This window comes from Bacillus sp. FJAT-29790, from assembly GCF_019039215.1.
GTDB lineage: Bacteria > Bacillota > Bacilli > Bacillales > Cytobacillaceae > Cytobacillus.
This window is the reverse complement of the sequence record NZ_JAHNZZ010000002.1, coordinates 57,297-72,907: the sequence shown is the minus strand read 5'-3', so window position 1 is coordinate 72,907 and position 15,611 is coordinate 57,297. Positions and strand designations below refer to the sequence as shown.

16 protein-coding genes are annotated in these 15,611 nt (G+C 38.9%); 2 read left to right on the top strand and 14 right to left on the bottom strand.

All coding sequences use genetic code 11. The features are described from left to right. Window positions 1–107: 107 nt before the first annotated feature. Complete coding sequence (locus tag BGM26_RS15410) at window positions 108–284, bottom strand: hypothetical protein (RefSeq protein WP_217040863.1); 177 nt, start codon at window positions 282–284, stop codon at window positions 108–110. Window positions 285–431: 147 nt separating this feature from the next. On the opposite strand from BGM26_RS15410, the gene BGM26_RS15405 reads away from it, so the two are divergent. Beyond that, window positions 432–1,037: a polysaccharide deacetylase family protein gene (locus BGM26_RS15405; RefSeq protein ID WP_217040862.1), complete on the top strand. Its 606-nt coding sequence runs from the start codon at window positions 432–434 to the stop codon at window positions 1,035–1,037. Between the two features lie 152 nt (window positions 1,038–1,189). After that, on the top strand, window positions 1,190–2,359 hold the full coding sequence (locus BGM26_RS15400; RefSeq protein ID WP_217040861.1) for an acyl-CoA dehydrogenase family protein: 1,170 nt from the start codon (window positions 1,190–1,192) through the stop codon (window positions 2,357–2,359). A 122-nt stretch (window positions 2,360–2,481) separates the two neighbouring features. On the opposite strand, the gene BGM26_RS15395 is transcribed toward BGM26_RS15400, so the two are convergent. The 13 genes from BGM26_RS15395 to BGM26_RS15340 all read right to left on the bottom strand — a co-directional run bounded on the left by BGM26_RS15395 (window position 2,482) and on the right by BGM26_RS15340 (window position 15,404). Next, entirely contained in the window at window positions 2,482–3,117 is a 636-nt protein-coding gene (locus BGM26_RS15395; RefSeq protein ID WP_217040860.1) for a hypothetical protein, read from the bottom strand. Window positions 3,118–3,447: 330 nt separating this feature from the next. Beyond that, window positions 3,448–3,552 (bottom strand): cytochrome bd oxidase small subunit CydS family protein, encoded by a 105-nt coding sequence (gene cydS, locus BGM26_RS21975; protein ID WP_483297809.1) that lies wholly within the window; start codon window positions 3,550–3,552, stop codon window positions 3,448–3,450. 22 nt (window positions 3,553–3,574) lie between these two features. Continuing rightward, complete coding sequence (locus tag BGM26_RS15390; RefSeq protein ID WP_217040859.1) at window positions 3,575–4,591, bottom strand: cytochrome d ubiquinol oxidase subunit II; 1,017 nt, start codon at window positions 4,589–4,591, stop codon at window positions 3,575–3,577. Next, on the bottom strand, window positions 4,588–5,934 hold the full coding sequence (locus tag BGM26_RS15385; protein ID WP_217040858.1) for a cytochrome ubiquinol oxidase subunit I: 1,347 nt from the start codon (window positions 5,932–5,934) through the stop codon (window positions 4,588–4,590). The genes BGM26_RS15390 and BGM26_RS15385 overlap by 4 nt, the downstream gene beginning before the upstream one ends. A 417-nt stretch (window positions 5,935–6,351) precedes the next feature. Next, entirely contained in the window at window positions 6,352–7,308 is a 957-nt protein-coding gene (locus tag BGM26_RS15380; protein WP_217040857.1) for an alpha/beta hydrolase, read from the bottom strand. 413 nt (window positions 7,309–7,721) lie between these two features. Further along, a complete protein-coding gene (gene cyoE, locus BGM26_RS15375; protein WP_483297808.1) occupies window positions 7,722–8,666 on the bottom strand; it encodes a heme o synthase in 945 nt (314 codons plus the stop codon). A 395-nt stretch (window positions 8,667–9,061) separates the two neighbouring features. Then, entirely contained in the window at window positions 9,062–10,069 is a 1,008-nt protein-coding gene (locus tag BGM26_RS15370) for a histidinol phosphate phosphatase domain-containing protein (protein WP_217040856.1), read from the bottom strand. Continuing rightward, window positions 10,063–10,851 carry a DeoR/GlpR family DNA-binding transcription regulator gene (locus BGM26_RS15365; protein ID WP_217040855.1) on the bottom strand — a complete coding sequence of 263 codons (789 nt, stop codon included), beginning with the start codon at window positions 10,849–10,851 and terminating at the stop codon, window positions 10,063–10,065. The genes BGM26_RS15370 and BGM26_RS15365 overlap by 7 nt, the downstream gene beginning before the upstream one ends. After that, the gene (locus BGM26_RS15360) at window positions 10,848–11,852 is read right to left on the bottom strand and encodes an ABC transporter ATP-binding protein (RefSeq protein ID WP_217040854.1); all 1,005 of its coding nucleotides are present in this window, start codon (window positions 11,850–11,852) and stop codon (window positions 10,848–10,850) included. Before BGM26_RS15360 ends, BGM26_RS15365 begins: the two co-directional genes overlap by 4 nt. Further along, window positions 11,849–12,628, bottom strand: coding sequence for an ABC transporter permease (locus tag BGM26_RS15355; protein WP_217040853.1), 780 nt, complete (start codon window positions 12,626–12,628; stop codon window positions 11,849–11,851). The genes BGM26_RS15360 and BGM26_RS15355 overlap by 4 nt, the downstream gene beginning before the upstream one ends. Further along, entirely contained in the window at window positions 12,625–13,461 is an 837-nt protein-coding gene (locus tag BGM26_RS15350; protein WP_217040852.1) for an ABC transporter permease, read from the bottom strand. Before BGM26_RS15350 ends, BGM26_RS15355 begins: the two co-directional genes overlap by 4 nt. Before the next feature lie 22 nt (window positions 13,462–13,483). Next, on the bottom strand, window positions 13,484–14,308 hold the full coding sequence (locus tag BGM26_RS15345; RefSeq protein WP_217040851.1) for an alkaline phosphatase family protein: 825 nt from the start codon (window positions 14,306–14,308) through the stop codon (window positions 13,484–13,486). Further along, the gene (locus BGM26_RS15340) at window positions 14,298–15,404 is read right to left on the bottom strand and encodes an ABC transporter substrate-binding protein (protein ID WP_217040850.1); all 1,107 of its coding nucleotides are present in this window, start codon (window positions 15,402–15,404) and stop codon (window positions 14,298–14,300) included. The genes BGM26_RS15345 and BGM26_RS15340 overlap by 11 nt, the downstream gene beginning before the upstream one ends. Window positions 15,405–15,611: the final 207 nt, after the last annotated feature.

The window sequence follows — 15,611 nt, the reverse complement described above, 5'->3', positions numbered from 1 at the left end:
GAGGAGGCTCACCGCCCGCCCCGCGGAAAGCGAGCTCCTGGAGCGGAAATCAACTAGTCCTCATTTTGCTTAAATAGCAACAAAGTTTACGAAAACAGCCTTTCTTTTTAAATGAATTGATCGATCGTGACAAATTCATATCCTTGTTTAAATAAAAGGGCTGGAACCATCAATTTGTCTTCCTTATGAAAACATGGGGTTTCCAAAGGGTGGCCATTAACGTAAATCTTTATCTTCTTTAATTCCTTCATCATTCGTCCCCGTTCATATGATACAAGCTTCATCAACTATGCTAATCCACAATATGTTTTGCATTTTAAATTGTGTAGTATTTCTGACTAAAAAAGAATGAAAAATGCGAGTGACTGACACAAACAAACTCCTAATTAGCGGCATATTTTATTAAAAGTATAAAGAGAGGACAAGATTAGATGGAAAACACACTGATCTATCAAGGTGATTCGCAATCTGCAAAAATCTCGCTTATGGTAAATGTCGCATGGGGGAATGAATATTTGATGGATTTGTTGAAAATTCTAGAAGACTATCAAATTCACCTCACTTTTTTCCTTGAGGGCAGATGGGTCGAAAACAATTCCCAATTTGCACAGATGATTCGGATGGCCGGACATGAGATTGGTAATCATGCATATTCACATCCTAATATGCTCACTCTTTCTAAAGAAGAGATTACCAATGAGATCACAAGAACCAATGATGTGATTGAAGAAAACCTAAAAATAAAACCGGCTTTTTTTACCCCTCCCTTTGGATATTTTGATCAAAGGGTCATCGAAATCGCGGCGAAGGAAAAAATGAAAACAATTTTATGGTCGTTAGATACATTGGATTGGAAACTCGAGGATCACAACGAGATTATTAATAGAATTGTCCCTAAGCTACAGAATGGCTCTATTATTCTCATGCATCCAACAAAATCTTCTCTTGAAGCTCTTCCAATTATTTTGAATCATGCTGCCGATAGTGGATTGAAGGTTTGTACGATTAGTGAATTACTTCATATGCGAGGAGAATAATAGATATATCCGCTAACGACTATGAGGTGTATGAATTCGAGGAGGGTGATTGCAGCACTTATTATTATCACTTTACAAATGATTAAACCCAGTTTAATAGTTTTGCAAATTAATAATTAAACACTTGCCTTAACTTATTTAGGAGGGATAATGTGATTACTTTATTTCTAAAAACGGAAAGTCAAAAGACTTGGTTACAAAAGTTGCATGAGAAAGCAACAAAGTTCAAGAATATATCAGGCCAAATTGATGAGCTAGCAATCTTTCCAAAAGAAAATATTCAAGATTTAGTCAATATGGGATATTCAAGTATCACCCTTCCGAATGCTTATGGTGGAGAAGGATTAAAAGTCTATGATATGGTCCTATTTCAAGAAACACTTGCTAGTTTTGATGCAAACACAGCACTTTCCATTGGTTGGAATCTTGGGGTTGTTGGGGAAATTTTCGAAAAAAAGCTTTGGGATAATGAAAACTTGAATTTTTTTGCGAAAGAAATTCTAAACGGAGCATTAGTGAATCGCGCAGTCAGTGAAGCCCAAACAGGAAGTCCAACTAGAGGCGGCCGCCCTGGAACAAATGCCGTCAATAATAATGGGTCTTGGATCCTTTCAGGTCGTAAAACTTTCACAACTACGTCTCCAGTATTAACTTATTTTCTAACATCTGCATGGGTTGAGGAAAAACAAAAAGTCGGATTCTTTCTCTTGCATAAAGATTTAGAAGGACTATCCATTGATGAAACATGGGACGTCATTTCAATGAGGGGAACAGGTAGCCATGATCTTGTTCTTAATAATGTAAAGGTCGATCATTCAAAGCTTGTTGAACTACCCGACACACCAAGTGGGGGCCGAAAATTGAACGGCTGGAGCCTTCATATTCCTGCATGTTATCTTGGCGTTGCACAAGCGGCACGTGACTACGCTGTCCATTTCGCCAATCATCATTGTCCAAATAGTCTAAATGGACCGATTAGCCAATTATCCAATGTCCAACAACTTCTAGGAGAAATTGATTTGGAGTTAATAAAAGCAAGACATCTTATCTATAGTGTTGCAGCGGCTTATGATGATGAAACCCGAAGAAAATACCTTGCAAATGAAATTGCTGTCGTCAAGCATACAGTTACAAATGCAGCCATCACGATTGTGGATAAAGCAATGCGAGTCGTAGGGGCAAAAAGTCTTCAACGCAGCAACCCCTTACAACGGTACTACCGAGATGTAAGAGCTGGTTTGCATAATCCACCGATGGATGATATGACGATAAATAAATTAGCGTTATCGGCAATTGAACAAGAAAAAGATAAATTGATTTAGGTTGTATCCGAACAAAACCAATACGTAAATTTATTTTTCTTAACTCAAGTATCAGAAATTGAAACAAAAGAAAAGGTTCAAGTCCCCCGTTGCATTATTGCATTGGGGAACATGAACCTTTATTATCGAGGCATTGGTTCTTTTGGCCAAATCGAACAGGATACTGCCATAATCCCATTGATAATCAAGATCAGCCTCCAAATTGAACTGGCACGATTAATTGCTTCATTCTGAAAAAACTGGAAATGGTAATTACCGAGCCAGTTTAGAAAGTCCGATATATAGCTAGAAGATGTGGAGGTTATGCCAATTTCCACAATAAAAAGAAGGTGGGCGATACAAAAAATAAGAAAATGGAAATAGAATCCCTTTCTTACGGTCATCGCATGATTTTGCTCTGCCAGCGTCAGTGGATGCTGCTTGTCTACTAATGGGAAAGACCTCTCCTTCATAACCATCACTTTTCTCTGAATAAGACGGTCAAGCTTACGCATGTTATTTTTGCCAAATAGCAGTGCATAAATATAAGAAATAAAGATGACCACTTGGAAAAGTGAGAATCGCCCTGTGTTCACATAATCTAGTACAGCAAGCGGCAAATCAAAGCACTCACTAATTACAGTTAACACCAAAAAAATGATATTTATTTTTGCTTGAAACCAATATTTCAGGATTAAAAAAACGATAAATGTCACCCAAAATAAAACCTCTAAACTTACAAGCAACGGCCATTTGTATGTGGATATTAACTCAAGCATGAATTTTCTCCTTTTCCGCGTGCTAACCGACACTTATTCGGTGTCTCGCCTTCATAATGTCGGAAGTCTTATGTTTTTTCCCTAACAGCAAATTTCACCTGCTTGATCTCTCTAGGCAATAATCTCGTTTACTGCATAAAAAACAAATTTCCTCTAGCAAAAATTTCACCTATAGATTCATACTATGCTAAAAACTCCTAAAATAAAGCAAAAAAAGCAACTTCCATCATTCCGAAAGTTGCCTTCATTTATGTTCGCTCTAATCACCCAAATCTTTGCCGAATGCTTTAATAATATGGGCGCTATCCCCCTACTAATGGGAATTTCACTTCACTCCTCCCGAACAGCTTGATCTTTCGACCCAACCCAAAACGCCAAAGCAATTGATCCTAATGCAACGACAATTGGAGCATAGAAAATAAGGAAATTCACCATAAAAGATCCTCCAAACATTTTATTATGCTTTTTCCCCTCGTATATAGTTTTTATCGAATAAAAATAGGCGTAAAAGAAGATACAGGGATGGCAAAAGCAAGCCTAATCCCGCAATAAATGCAACAATAAGCGCAATCGCCATCGCTTCATTCGTAAAGCTATCATACAACGTTAGGTGCGGATATAAGAGATACGGGTAATGTGCGATTCCATATGCAAAGAATGCTAAGGCAAATTGTCCCGTTAGAAACCAAAAGGCAAGACCGTAATTACGGCGTTTCCAAACAAGCCACACTGTTCCTACGAATAGGAAGAATGACAAACCGAACAGCCACCACAAATCGAGAATCCGAGTATAATGTTCAGGATTATGCGCCCGAAGCTCGACGATAATCCCAGTTGCCGTAATCATTGTCGGCCCTGCCCAGATTAACGCATATTTTCTTAATAAATCAGTTGCTTTCCGATCTTGAGCTTTATGAGCGTACCATGTTAAAAAGACTGAAGAAATAAAAAGGACCGCTGACAAGCTTAATACGACGATACTCCAAGTAAGCGGATTTGAAAAAAGGGCCCAGTAGTCAAGTACTGGATTTCCATTATCCATTGAAACGAATCCGCCTTCTGAGATCGTTAAAATGATGGACAGCGAAGCTGGGATAAATAATCCAGATAATCCATACATAAATGTGTAACCTTTATGACCTTTATTTCCGTAAGTGGCAAAAGCATAGTAAGAACCGCGAATGGCAAGCAAAATGATCGCTATACTTGCAGGAACGAGTAAGATTGTGCCGTAATAAAAAGCAGTTTTTGGGAAGAAACCGACCATACCGACAAAGAAAAAAACAAGAAAAACATTGGTCACTTCCCATACGGGCGATAAATACCGTTGAATAATTTTCGTCAAAATATGCTCTCGTCCTGTAAAGGTGCCATACGCATTGAAAAACCCAGCACCGAAGTCAATTGAAGCAACAAGAACATACCCAAACAAGAACAACCACAAGACTGAAATTCCGATAATTTCAAGCGTCATCTTTGTTCACCATCCATTTCCGCTAACCGATCTGCAATTTCTTTTTCAACGGGATTTCGGCGGAACATTTTCGTTAACACGACAATACTTCCAATACCTAAAATGAGATAAAGTCCTGCAAATAATATAAGCATCAAGTCCACTTGACCACTTGTAGTTGCTGCATCTTCAGTCCTCATTATCCCACGTAAAACCCATGGTTGACGACCAACTTCATCCAGCCACCATCCTGCTTCAATCGCAAGCATGGTTAGTGGACCACCCAAAATGATAAGCAGGCGGAACCATTTCGTTTTTACAAACGACCAGCCTTTATAAGTGGCAAAAACAAATACAGCTGATAAAGCTGTCATCCACATGCCTATGAGTACCATTAAGTCAAATAAGTAATGAATATAAAGTGGGGGAATTTCATCTTCAGCAAATTGGTTTAATCCAATTACTTCTGCGGTTGGATTACTATGCGCCAGAATACTTAGAGCAAATGGAATTTTAATGGCATACTTCACTTCACCGTTGGCCAAAACGCCAAATAAAATAAGTGGTGAATTTACTTCTGTTTCAAAGTGCCACTCAGCCGCAGCCAGTTTCTCTGGTTGATACTCAGCTAAGTATTTACCAGAAAAATCACCGATAACAGCAGTAGCAATTGAGAAAATCAAGCCCAATTTCATCGTTAAATAAAGGGCTTTTTTGTGATAAACATGATTAGATCCCTTAAGTAACCGATACGCAGCAATCGCCGCAAGCACAAAAGCAGATGCCATATAAGCTGTAATCACAACATGGGCGACTTTTGTTGGCATTGCCGGATTAAACATTGCCACTATCGGATTGATATTGACCAATTGACCGTTTACAAGGTCAAAGCCTTGTGGGGCATTCATAAATGCATTCACCATCGTAATAAATACGGCTGAAAAAGATGCCCCAATCGCAACAGGAATCAATAGCAGCAAATGTCTCTTCTGGTTTTCAAAACGGTCCCAAGTATAAAGATATATCCCTAGAAAAATCGCTTCAAAGAAAAATGCAAATGTTTCCAGAAATAGGGGTAACGCGATGACGTTCCCCGCTAATTCCATGAAATTCGGCCACAATAACGAGAGCTGCAATCCGATAGCTGTTCCTGTGACAACGCCCACTGCCACTGTAATGACAAATCCGCGCGCCCACCTTCTAGCAAGTAGTATGTAATGTTCATCATTCTTTTTAATTCCAAGCCACTGCGCGATCATGATCATAAGCGGAATTCCAACACCAATCGTTGCATAAATAATATGAAACGATAATGTAAGTTCTGTAAGTACTCGACTATAAAAAACAGCTTCCACATTTCCCATTCTGTCTTACCTCCGTTAACTACCGAATATCCTGCCTAAAATTGATAGCAGCATGATACCAGCAACAATAAATACAATCCAAATTAACATTCTCTCCTGCCTTTTATACATGATTCCCAATCCTTTACTCTTATTTTATAGGTTCTGTTAATCTTGACTGTTGATTGCCGCTCCAATCAACAAAGTGCAAATATCAACAGTGTGCTTTAACACAGCCATTTTATAAAAACAATTTGCCCAAACGACTCGAAACCCGTAAAGCATTATGTTGCCCCAAAATAAAGGGAATAATTAACAAAATAAAAAAAACCCTTTGGCAGAAGGGCTTTTAACTAATCCATATTAAACTTTATAAAATATTTCATAAATATGAGAGTTGTGAAATTGAATAAACCATATTGCATACTATCTTTGTTTTTACACCACGGCAGGTTCCAAAATGATATTCTTTTCAGCCCATTCCTCTATTATGGAGAGCATTTCCGGACTTAGCGGTTTGGAGAAGCCCTTTTTGTAAATGGATTTTAGTTTAATCATGGAGGCAGGTTCCTCTTGATCTCGCAGAAGGTGATTCATCTTACTTACATTATAGGCTTCTGCAGGCCCATGTACTTTTTCAGCTAGAAGATGTACATGCTGAGGATTCGCTTGAACATCTTTATTTCCAGTTATAGCAAGTACTGGACAGTTAACAGCGGCAAGATCTATTTCAAACTTATATTGAAAATGTTCACGAATCCATTTGGCATTGATCTTTACTAGCCCTTTTTTGATTACCGTTTGATCTGACGCGGCGATTTCGTCAAAAAGCTTTGTCTGCTTCGTTGTGGAGGTTTTATGCACTTTTAAACCGCGAAGCATGATGCCAAGGAAGCCCTTCATGTTCACAACCTCTTCCTCAAGTATACGGACTTGCTGCTCGGAGGCGTTTCGGATGCTATCCGCTTGACCAGCAAGTAAAATAAGCCCAGCTGCTTCAACTTGCTTATTGATAGCCGGTGCCAAAATACACCCTTCACTATGTCCAAGTAAAAAGATTCTTTCCGGATCGATTTCAGGAAGCTTTCGTGCAGCTTGAACAGCGGCAACACCATCGTTTACAAGATCCCACATTCCCGTTTCATAGAAATCCCCCCCACTCTCACCTGCACCGCGTTTATCAAACCTTAGTGCAGCAATCCCTATCGATGCAAAAAATTCAGCCAGCATTTTGTAGGCATTCATTTTCATATTTTTTACGTTGCCATCTCGGTCAACGGGTCCAGAGCCGTGAATAATCACTACAAGCGGAAGTTTCCCCTCCGAAACTTCAGGAAAACTAACCGACCCTTTTAACGTCACATCTGTTTCAAATTGAATATTTTGTTCCTTCATATTCATTCCCCCAAAGATTTATCTAGTTATTGATATGACGGTCATCGATGGAATATCGTTCAACTTTATTTTATTTAGGCTTTTTTCGTAAACTTCGTTGCTATTTAACCAAAAAGAGGTGTAGTTGATTTCCGCTCCAGGATGCTCGCTTTCCGCGGGGCGGGCGGTGAGCCTCCTCGGCGCCTTGCGCCTGTGGGGTCTCACCTGTCCCGCTTCTCCCGCAGGAGTCTCGCACCTTCCGCTCCAATCAACGTCATACAAAACCTATTTAAAAATAACAATCATTTAGAAAACAGCTTTTTTTAAAAGCCACCATGGACCATCTTATGATAACTTTTTTCTTCCAGGAGATTTTCGACAAAAAAACCAGAATCCGTTATTAGGAATTCTGGTTTTTCTTTTAATCTGCCGCTTTAACGGAATATTGGTAATGTCACAATAACCGTCATCAGAAACAAGATGGTTATATAATTTACCGAGTACATAAAAATCAAATGTGCCCATTTTAGATCATCTTTCGTTTTAAATCCTTTAAAACTCACAACTAACCAACCAACATTAAGCAATGTTGCAAGGACAACAAAGGTTATTCCGAGCGACGACGCTAGATAAAATGGTAAAGGGAGTAAGCAAGCTACATATACAGCAATTTGACGCTTTGTTATTTGAAAACCATGTACAACTGGAAGCATCGCAACATTTGCAGCTTTATATTCTTCGCATTTCTTCATTGCTATAGCAAAAGTATGGGGCATTTGCCAAATAAACAGGATAAGAGCCAACACGATTGGAACTAAATGAAAACCAGGTGCTATGGCCGCCCATCCAATAAGAGGTGTTACTGCACCCGAAATACTTCCAATAACTGTATTAAGTGTATATCTTCGTTTTGCCCACATTGTATACAAGATTACATAGGTGAACCATCCCACAAATGCGTATATGACAGTTTCAATGGTTGTAAAAAATAAGAGGATAAAGCCAAGGACAGTAAAGACAATTCCCATAGTTAAAACCGTATTAAGGGCAATATTACCTGTAACTGTAGGACGCTTCATCGTTCTAGCCATGACTGTGTCAATATCAACATCGTACCAGTTGTTAAGGATGAGTGCACCAGCCATAACCAATGTACTTCCGATTATCATTAGCCAAAAAACATCCCAATGATCTGAAAAAGAACCACTGGTAAAGTGGAGTGCCAACCAGAATCCGGCAAATACAGGCAACACATTAGAGATTAAAACCGGTGCCTTAAAAAGTGATCTGAGATCAGCGAATAAGTTCGAATTATTTCGTTCATATGAAAATGTTGCTTTTTCAACCTTCATTGGAGAAGGGATCACATCTTTATTCATTTAATATCATCCCCTAAGAAGTGGTATCATCATTTATGTTTATTAGACACTCTATTAATCATACTATATCATTTCTGATCATTAAAAATAAAGTATCTGCATCACTTCCCAAAGTTTTCTATCATGTTTATTAGTAAGTTTTAGTAGAGGTTTGAGTTGGAAATGAGGGCGGCGTCAATCAAATTCGCCTTTGCGTATTGACGCCCAGATTTTTATCGACCTTGCTCGATAATTTCCTTTAAAAGATCTGAGGCTTAACTTTATTCAGCCGGGGTTTGAACCCCACTGAATTGGATACCTTTTTGTATTAATCTCGCCACATATAGCAGTGGGAGACTTCTGCTGAATAAAGTTAAAACAACGTAGTCGGATCGCTAGACAAAAACAGACCCATTTTACTGGATCTGCACTAAGATTCTTTCTCTTTGATGAAAGGTTGCTATATGTGGGGAGCCTAATTGCTGTAACAATTTCTTGTTTTCTGCAATATGTTTGCCAAGATCATCGGGAAAATGTGAATCAGAAGAAAGAGTAATTGGCACACCCTTTTTGACGATGGTCGTTAAAAAATCAACGGATGGACACATTTCTTTAACCGGATAGCGATAGTATAAACCCGCATTCACTTCTGTGGCGGTATTCGTTTCTATTAATGCGTCGGCAATACGTTCATACCATTCTTGATTAAAAGATTCATTGTCGACCTTGAAATTAAATACTTTTAAATTATCTAAATGTGCAACAAAATCAAACATCTTTGAACGAATCATTTTTTCAACCGTTTCATAAAAACGTGTATACAGCGCTTGTAAATCTAGTTTTTCAAAGCGGGATGCGGTTTGTGGATTATCAAATCCCCACCCATCCACAAAATGTACAGAGCCAATCACATAATCCCATGGTTGTCCCTCTAAGAGTGCTGCTAGCTCTTTTTCTTGCCCGACAAAATAATCCGCCTCAATGCCTAACCTTAATGAGACACCTTCTTTTTCCCAGCGTTTTTTTGCTGCTAAAATCGCTTCAACGAATTCGTCCATCTTTTCCGTCATGACATTTCTCAACCAATATGACTGCAATGCGCCAATTGAATCAGACGGATCTAAATTCAACGCTGTTTCAAAATAATTTTTCGTTTCTTCAAAGCGATACAAATGATCGACAATTCCAACTTCCTTCAAACCGATTTGCTTTGCTTTTTTCAAATATAAGTCTAACCATTCTTGACTATAACAGCCAGCATTCAATCGTTTTTGCAACTGGTTCATTTGGTATTCAATCTTTGCTTTCGATCCATGTTCTAGCACTTCGTTAGGTTGAAAATGTTCAAGAGCTTTCGCTGTTCGTTCGAGCCAGCTAAACGAATATGGTCCTTCTTCTAGATGTACATGATAATCGATTAACATTCCACTCGACTCCTCTTAGCAATATTCCATTTCGGATACCATTTTTTCCATTCTTTCGGACAAGGCTGTTCACTTATCACTTCATCGAATTGGTTCGCCTGAGCGAAAGAAAAGAAAGACGGAACACCTATTTTCGATGAATCTGTTAGCAAAATATTCTTCTTACTGCATGCCATCATTTTCGCTGAAACGAGCGATTCATCTAAATCATAATCATAAATTGTATCTGCAACCATACCACCACAAGAAATAAATGCTTTATCCAAACGCATATGACTTAACCATTCCAGTGTCATAGCGCCTGAGACAGAGGATTGCGCAGGGTTCGTTATACCGCCTAGCATGATGACCTTACCAGTTATTCGCTTCTCTTCAATCGCTTGGTTAAGACGATCGGCAGCTGCAATCGAATTCGTTACAATGGTTAAGTTTTGCAAGTTTTGAATAAAATCAGCAATATGAACCGTTGTTGTTCCGACATCGATCGCAATGGTATCTCCATCTTCTATACGTGATATTGCTTCTAGAGCTATTTGTTCCTTTTCTTTCCGATTGATATCAAGCTTCCGTAAAAAAGCTTGTTCTTCTTCTATTTTTGTATACAAGACAGCTCCACCATGCACTCGAGTTAACTGTTCCCGTTCCTCTAACTCGGTCAAGTCTCGACGAATTGTTTCTGGCGTAACAGAAAACGTTGTCGCCATTTTTGCAACGGATACACGCTTCTCCTCTTTCACCCATTGAATAATTAAACGCTGGCGTTCTTCCTTTAATCCATTCATGATAAAGCAATGACATCCTCAGGTTCTACGAATAGTTGATATTCTATGCCTTTTTCAAAAGCGGAGGCACGATGATGCAATTGTTCCATCATAAATTGCTTATTGTCCGCATGAAAGATTGTACGAATCACATTTCCATTCATAACAGAATTGCCAGCAATCGCACGCAGTGAGTAAGAGGAGGATTGCGATTGTAAATGAATGGATTCTGGACGGATCGCAAATTTTTGTCCAGGCACTCCGATTCCCTTTCCAGCTAATTTTCCTAGTTGGGCCTTTGAAAAAACATTGTATCGACCAATGAAATTGGCAACAAATTCGGTTTTAGGCTTTGTATATATTTCCGATGGTGTTCCTTCTTGTGCAATTTTCCCCTTATTCATGACGAAAATGCGATCGGAAACGGACATGGCTTCCTCTTGGTCATGTGTAACAAGAATCATCGTCATATTCAGTTCACGTTGGATCGTGCGCAGTTCGACTTGCAGATGTTTCCGAATTTGCGCATCAAGCGCACTTAACGGTTCATCAAGCAACAATACTTTCGGACGAACAACGAGTGAACGAGCAAGTGCGACCCTTTGCTGCTGACCTCCGGAAAGCTCATGCGGATATGCCTCTTTCTTTTCTTTTAGACCGACAAGATCTAACATTCTTTCTACTCGTTCGGCCACTTCATTTGCTGGTTTTTTGTTCATTTTCAAACCAAATGCAATATTTTCATACACGTTCATATTCGGAAATAGTGCGTATGATTGAAACACCATACCGACTTGGCGTTTTTTGGGAGGAATTTTCTTCATATCTTTCCCATCAATCATTACCGTACCACCCGTCGCATCTGTTAGTCCTGACAAAATGCGCAAAATCGTACTTTTCCCACAACCACTTGGTCCAAGCAAAGTGACGAATTCACCATCTTCAATTTTCATATCAATCCCAGTAAGAACTTTTGTATTTTGATATTCTTTAAAGACATCCTTTAACACTACATCACTCATGTGCTTGTCATTCCTTTCGCTTTTTTCGTTAATGTCGCCATCACTAGCGTTAAAATTCCCATCAACACGATGTATACAAACACAATCGCACTCGCAATATGACCACTTGTACTTAATTTTGACATTAAATAGATTTGAACCGTTTCAAAACGCGAACCAACAACAAGGTTAATCAAAACAAACTCGCCAAATAATACGGAAAACGATAGCAATGCTGCAACAAATAATCCTGGATAAACTGATGGCAGCAAAACTTTACGGAAAGCATCCATTTTTGAAGCACCTAATAATTCTGCCGCATCCATTAATTGGCGACCTTGCACATTTCTCAAGCTATTCCGTGTTCCTTGATACATATACGGGAGCACACTAATGACATATACGCCGGTCACAGCGAGTATCATAGGCAGACTTGTACCTGAATAAAATCGAATTAAACCAACTGCTAAAATAATACCTGGGAAGGCATATACCATCACAATACTGGCCTGAAACCACTTTTCTAACGATGGAAAGTATAACACGATCACAAAAATTGCCGGCACAATAAACAAAATTGAAATGACTACCGCTCCACCTGAAAGCAGAACAGATCGACCGAATGCTTCGATAAAGCGAGCATCTTGAAATAGCGCACCAATCCATTCGAACGTTAATCCTTCCGGCAAAATGGTTTTATTCCATTCTGTTGAAAATGCATACAAAGCCGTTGCGAGAATCGGTAAAGCTAAATATATTCCGATCAGGATGAGCATGACGATTGTAAACTTTTTCATCGTTTTAACAAATCCTTTCTCGTTTTCTTAATAAGCCATTCGCTTAGTAACATTCCGATAATCATAATTACACCAAGTATAACGGCAATGGCACTAGCCAATTCTGGTTGAGCAAAAATATCCCCCTTAATCAGCGCCCCAATACGAATGGCCGCTAAGTTAAAATTACTTCCCGTTAAAGCATAAGCAGAAGCATACGCACCCATCGCATTTGCGAACAAGATCGTGAATGTACCTGCAATACCAGGCAATAAAATAGGCAGGCCAATTTTCAACCAAAATGCGAATGATGAAGCTCCTAATAACGCAGCTGCATCTTTCCATTGCTGCTGAATACCGTAATAAATCGGATATAATAACATAATTGAAAGAGGAAGTTGAAAGTAAATATAAATAAGTAATAGTCCTGACCAACTATAAAGAGAAAAGGATAAATCCCAGCCAAACGAATCAAGCGCTAGAATAAATAGACCACTGTTTCCAAGTAATACGATAAAAGCAAAGGCAAGGGGTACGCCAGAGAAGTTGGATGTTAAATTTGACAAAATCAATAACCTTTCGCGAATCGGTTCGGGAAAATAGGTCATCCCATACACCCCTAACAAGGAAACGACTAACGCGATGAATGCTGAAACGATAGACAATGCCAAACTGTTCTTAAAACCTTGTAAAATATAAGAACTCGATAACGCTTCCTGATAATGTTCTAACGTAAACCCATCACTGTTTGAAAAACTACTCATTAACATGTAAATGAGCGGTACGAGGAAAAAGAATATCATCAATAAAGCGAACGGGACTAGTATGAGAAGGACGCTTTTTTTTCCATTCATAATCATGATGTCTCCCTTTTTTTTAATCGGCTAGACCAGGTATGATTAGAGGAACCATCGCTTCTGATGGATCGATTCCAAGTAGATGACAAGCAAGCGGCGCAATTTGCAACTGTGACACGATCTTCTCTTGAACAACCGGCTTTACTTTTTTAGAGGCAATAAATAACGGAACGTGGCGATCAGCTGTTGTATTTCCGCCATGGTTCCCATCACTAGTCATCCCATGATCAGCTGTCACAATGATGTCGTAACCAAGATCCATCCATTTTGGCAATGTAAGCGCCAATAGGGCATCTGTAGCCAAAACGCGATTTCGATATTGAACAGAATCTGCTGTAAATTTATGTCCATCATCATCTACATTCATCGGATGAATATAGAGAAAATCTGGTTTTTTTTCTGAAACAAGCCACTGTGCTTCGGCAAATAAGTGACTATCCGGGTAATGATCTTCAAAATAAAACAGGCCATTTTCAATTGGTGCGTCTTTATCTAGTTGAATTCGATCGACACCATGTCGAAAAGGTGCATGATTATAAAGCTCACTTACCCAATAATAAGCAGCAGCAGCGGTTTTCTTCCCGCTGCGTTTTGCTAAATGAAACAGACTTTCTTGCGTCGATAATCGAATAACCCCATTGCCGACAATACCATGAACGAAAGGCGGCGTTCCAGTCAAAATGGTTTCATATAATGGCCGAGATAACGAAGGGACTTCCGATTTCACTTCATAACGTGCAACTTTCCCTTGTTCAACGAGATGCTGCATAAATCCCATATGCGAGCACGCCGTATCAAAACGTAACGCATCCACAACGACCATAATTAAGCGATTATTTGACATGGATTAACACCTGCTCTTGCCACATTTGTGGAATCTTTTTCGTTGTGTCTTCCCAAGCTTTTTGATCGCTCACTGGTTGAGCATTTTTATACATTTCATTTGGTAACAATAGAGATTGAACTTCTTGTGATAATTTAACATTTTCACGAATTGGACGAGCATATCCTTTTGCTAAATTTTCTTGCCCCGCATCTGAAAGAATGTATTCACGAGTTAACATTGCTGCATGCGGATTTTTCGCGTACTTATTAATAATTGTGGCATAACCAGATGTAACAGAAGCCTCTTCTGGAATCGTTACGTCAAAACGTGCTTCATCAATCTGTTGGCGATAACCTAATGAATTAAAGTCCCAAAGTAAAGCAACATCAATTTCACCTTTTTCTAGATTAGCAACACTTGCATCTCCAGCAGATAAACGACCTTGTTTCGCTAATTCTGCATAGAAATCAATCCCCGGTTGAATATTCTTTTCATCTCCACCAAACGCATAGGCAGCTGCTAAAATAGCGAATTGTGCTTGATTTGCTGTTAGTGCATCTCCTATACTAACTTTGAAATTTCCATTTTTTAAATCTGCCCAAGATGTTGGTGCATTTTTCACGTTATTTTCATCTGTAATAAAGGACATCGTGCCTGTATAACCAACGACCCAGTCTCCATTATCATCTTTCGCCCAAGCTGGAATGTCATCCCAGTATGATGTTTTATACGAAAGCGTTAAACCTTGCTCCTTTGCAATCGGTCCAAAGGCAATTCCAACATCACCAATGTCAGCTGTAGCATCATTTTTCTCTGCTGCAAATTTTGCTAACTCCTCTGCACTAGACATATCTGTATCCGAATGTTGCAAATTATACTTTGCTCCTAACTCATCCCAAGTTTCAACCCAGTTCGCCCAAGTATCCGGCATCCCAACTGAATTCACTTTACCTTCTGCTTTCGCCATCTCTTCTATTTGTGCCAATGTTAAATCGTTATAATTAGATTCTTTTTCTACGCTTGTTTCTTTAGTAGAATTTGATGAACACGCTGCTAACATTGAAATAGTCATTACACCTACTATTCCTTTTTTCCAATTACGAATCCAAGACATGGTCATTTCCCTCCTGAATATGTTTGTTTTTGTTTTGTATTACACTATGAATATACAAAACAAATATTAAGCAAAAACCCTTCCCACACTAAGACTATGTAAATTTCAATTTACATAACATTTACATCCAACATTTGATTTACATAAGGCTGTCTTCGTAAACTTTGTTGCTATTTGACCAAAAAGGAGTGCAGTTGATTTCCGCTT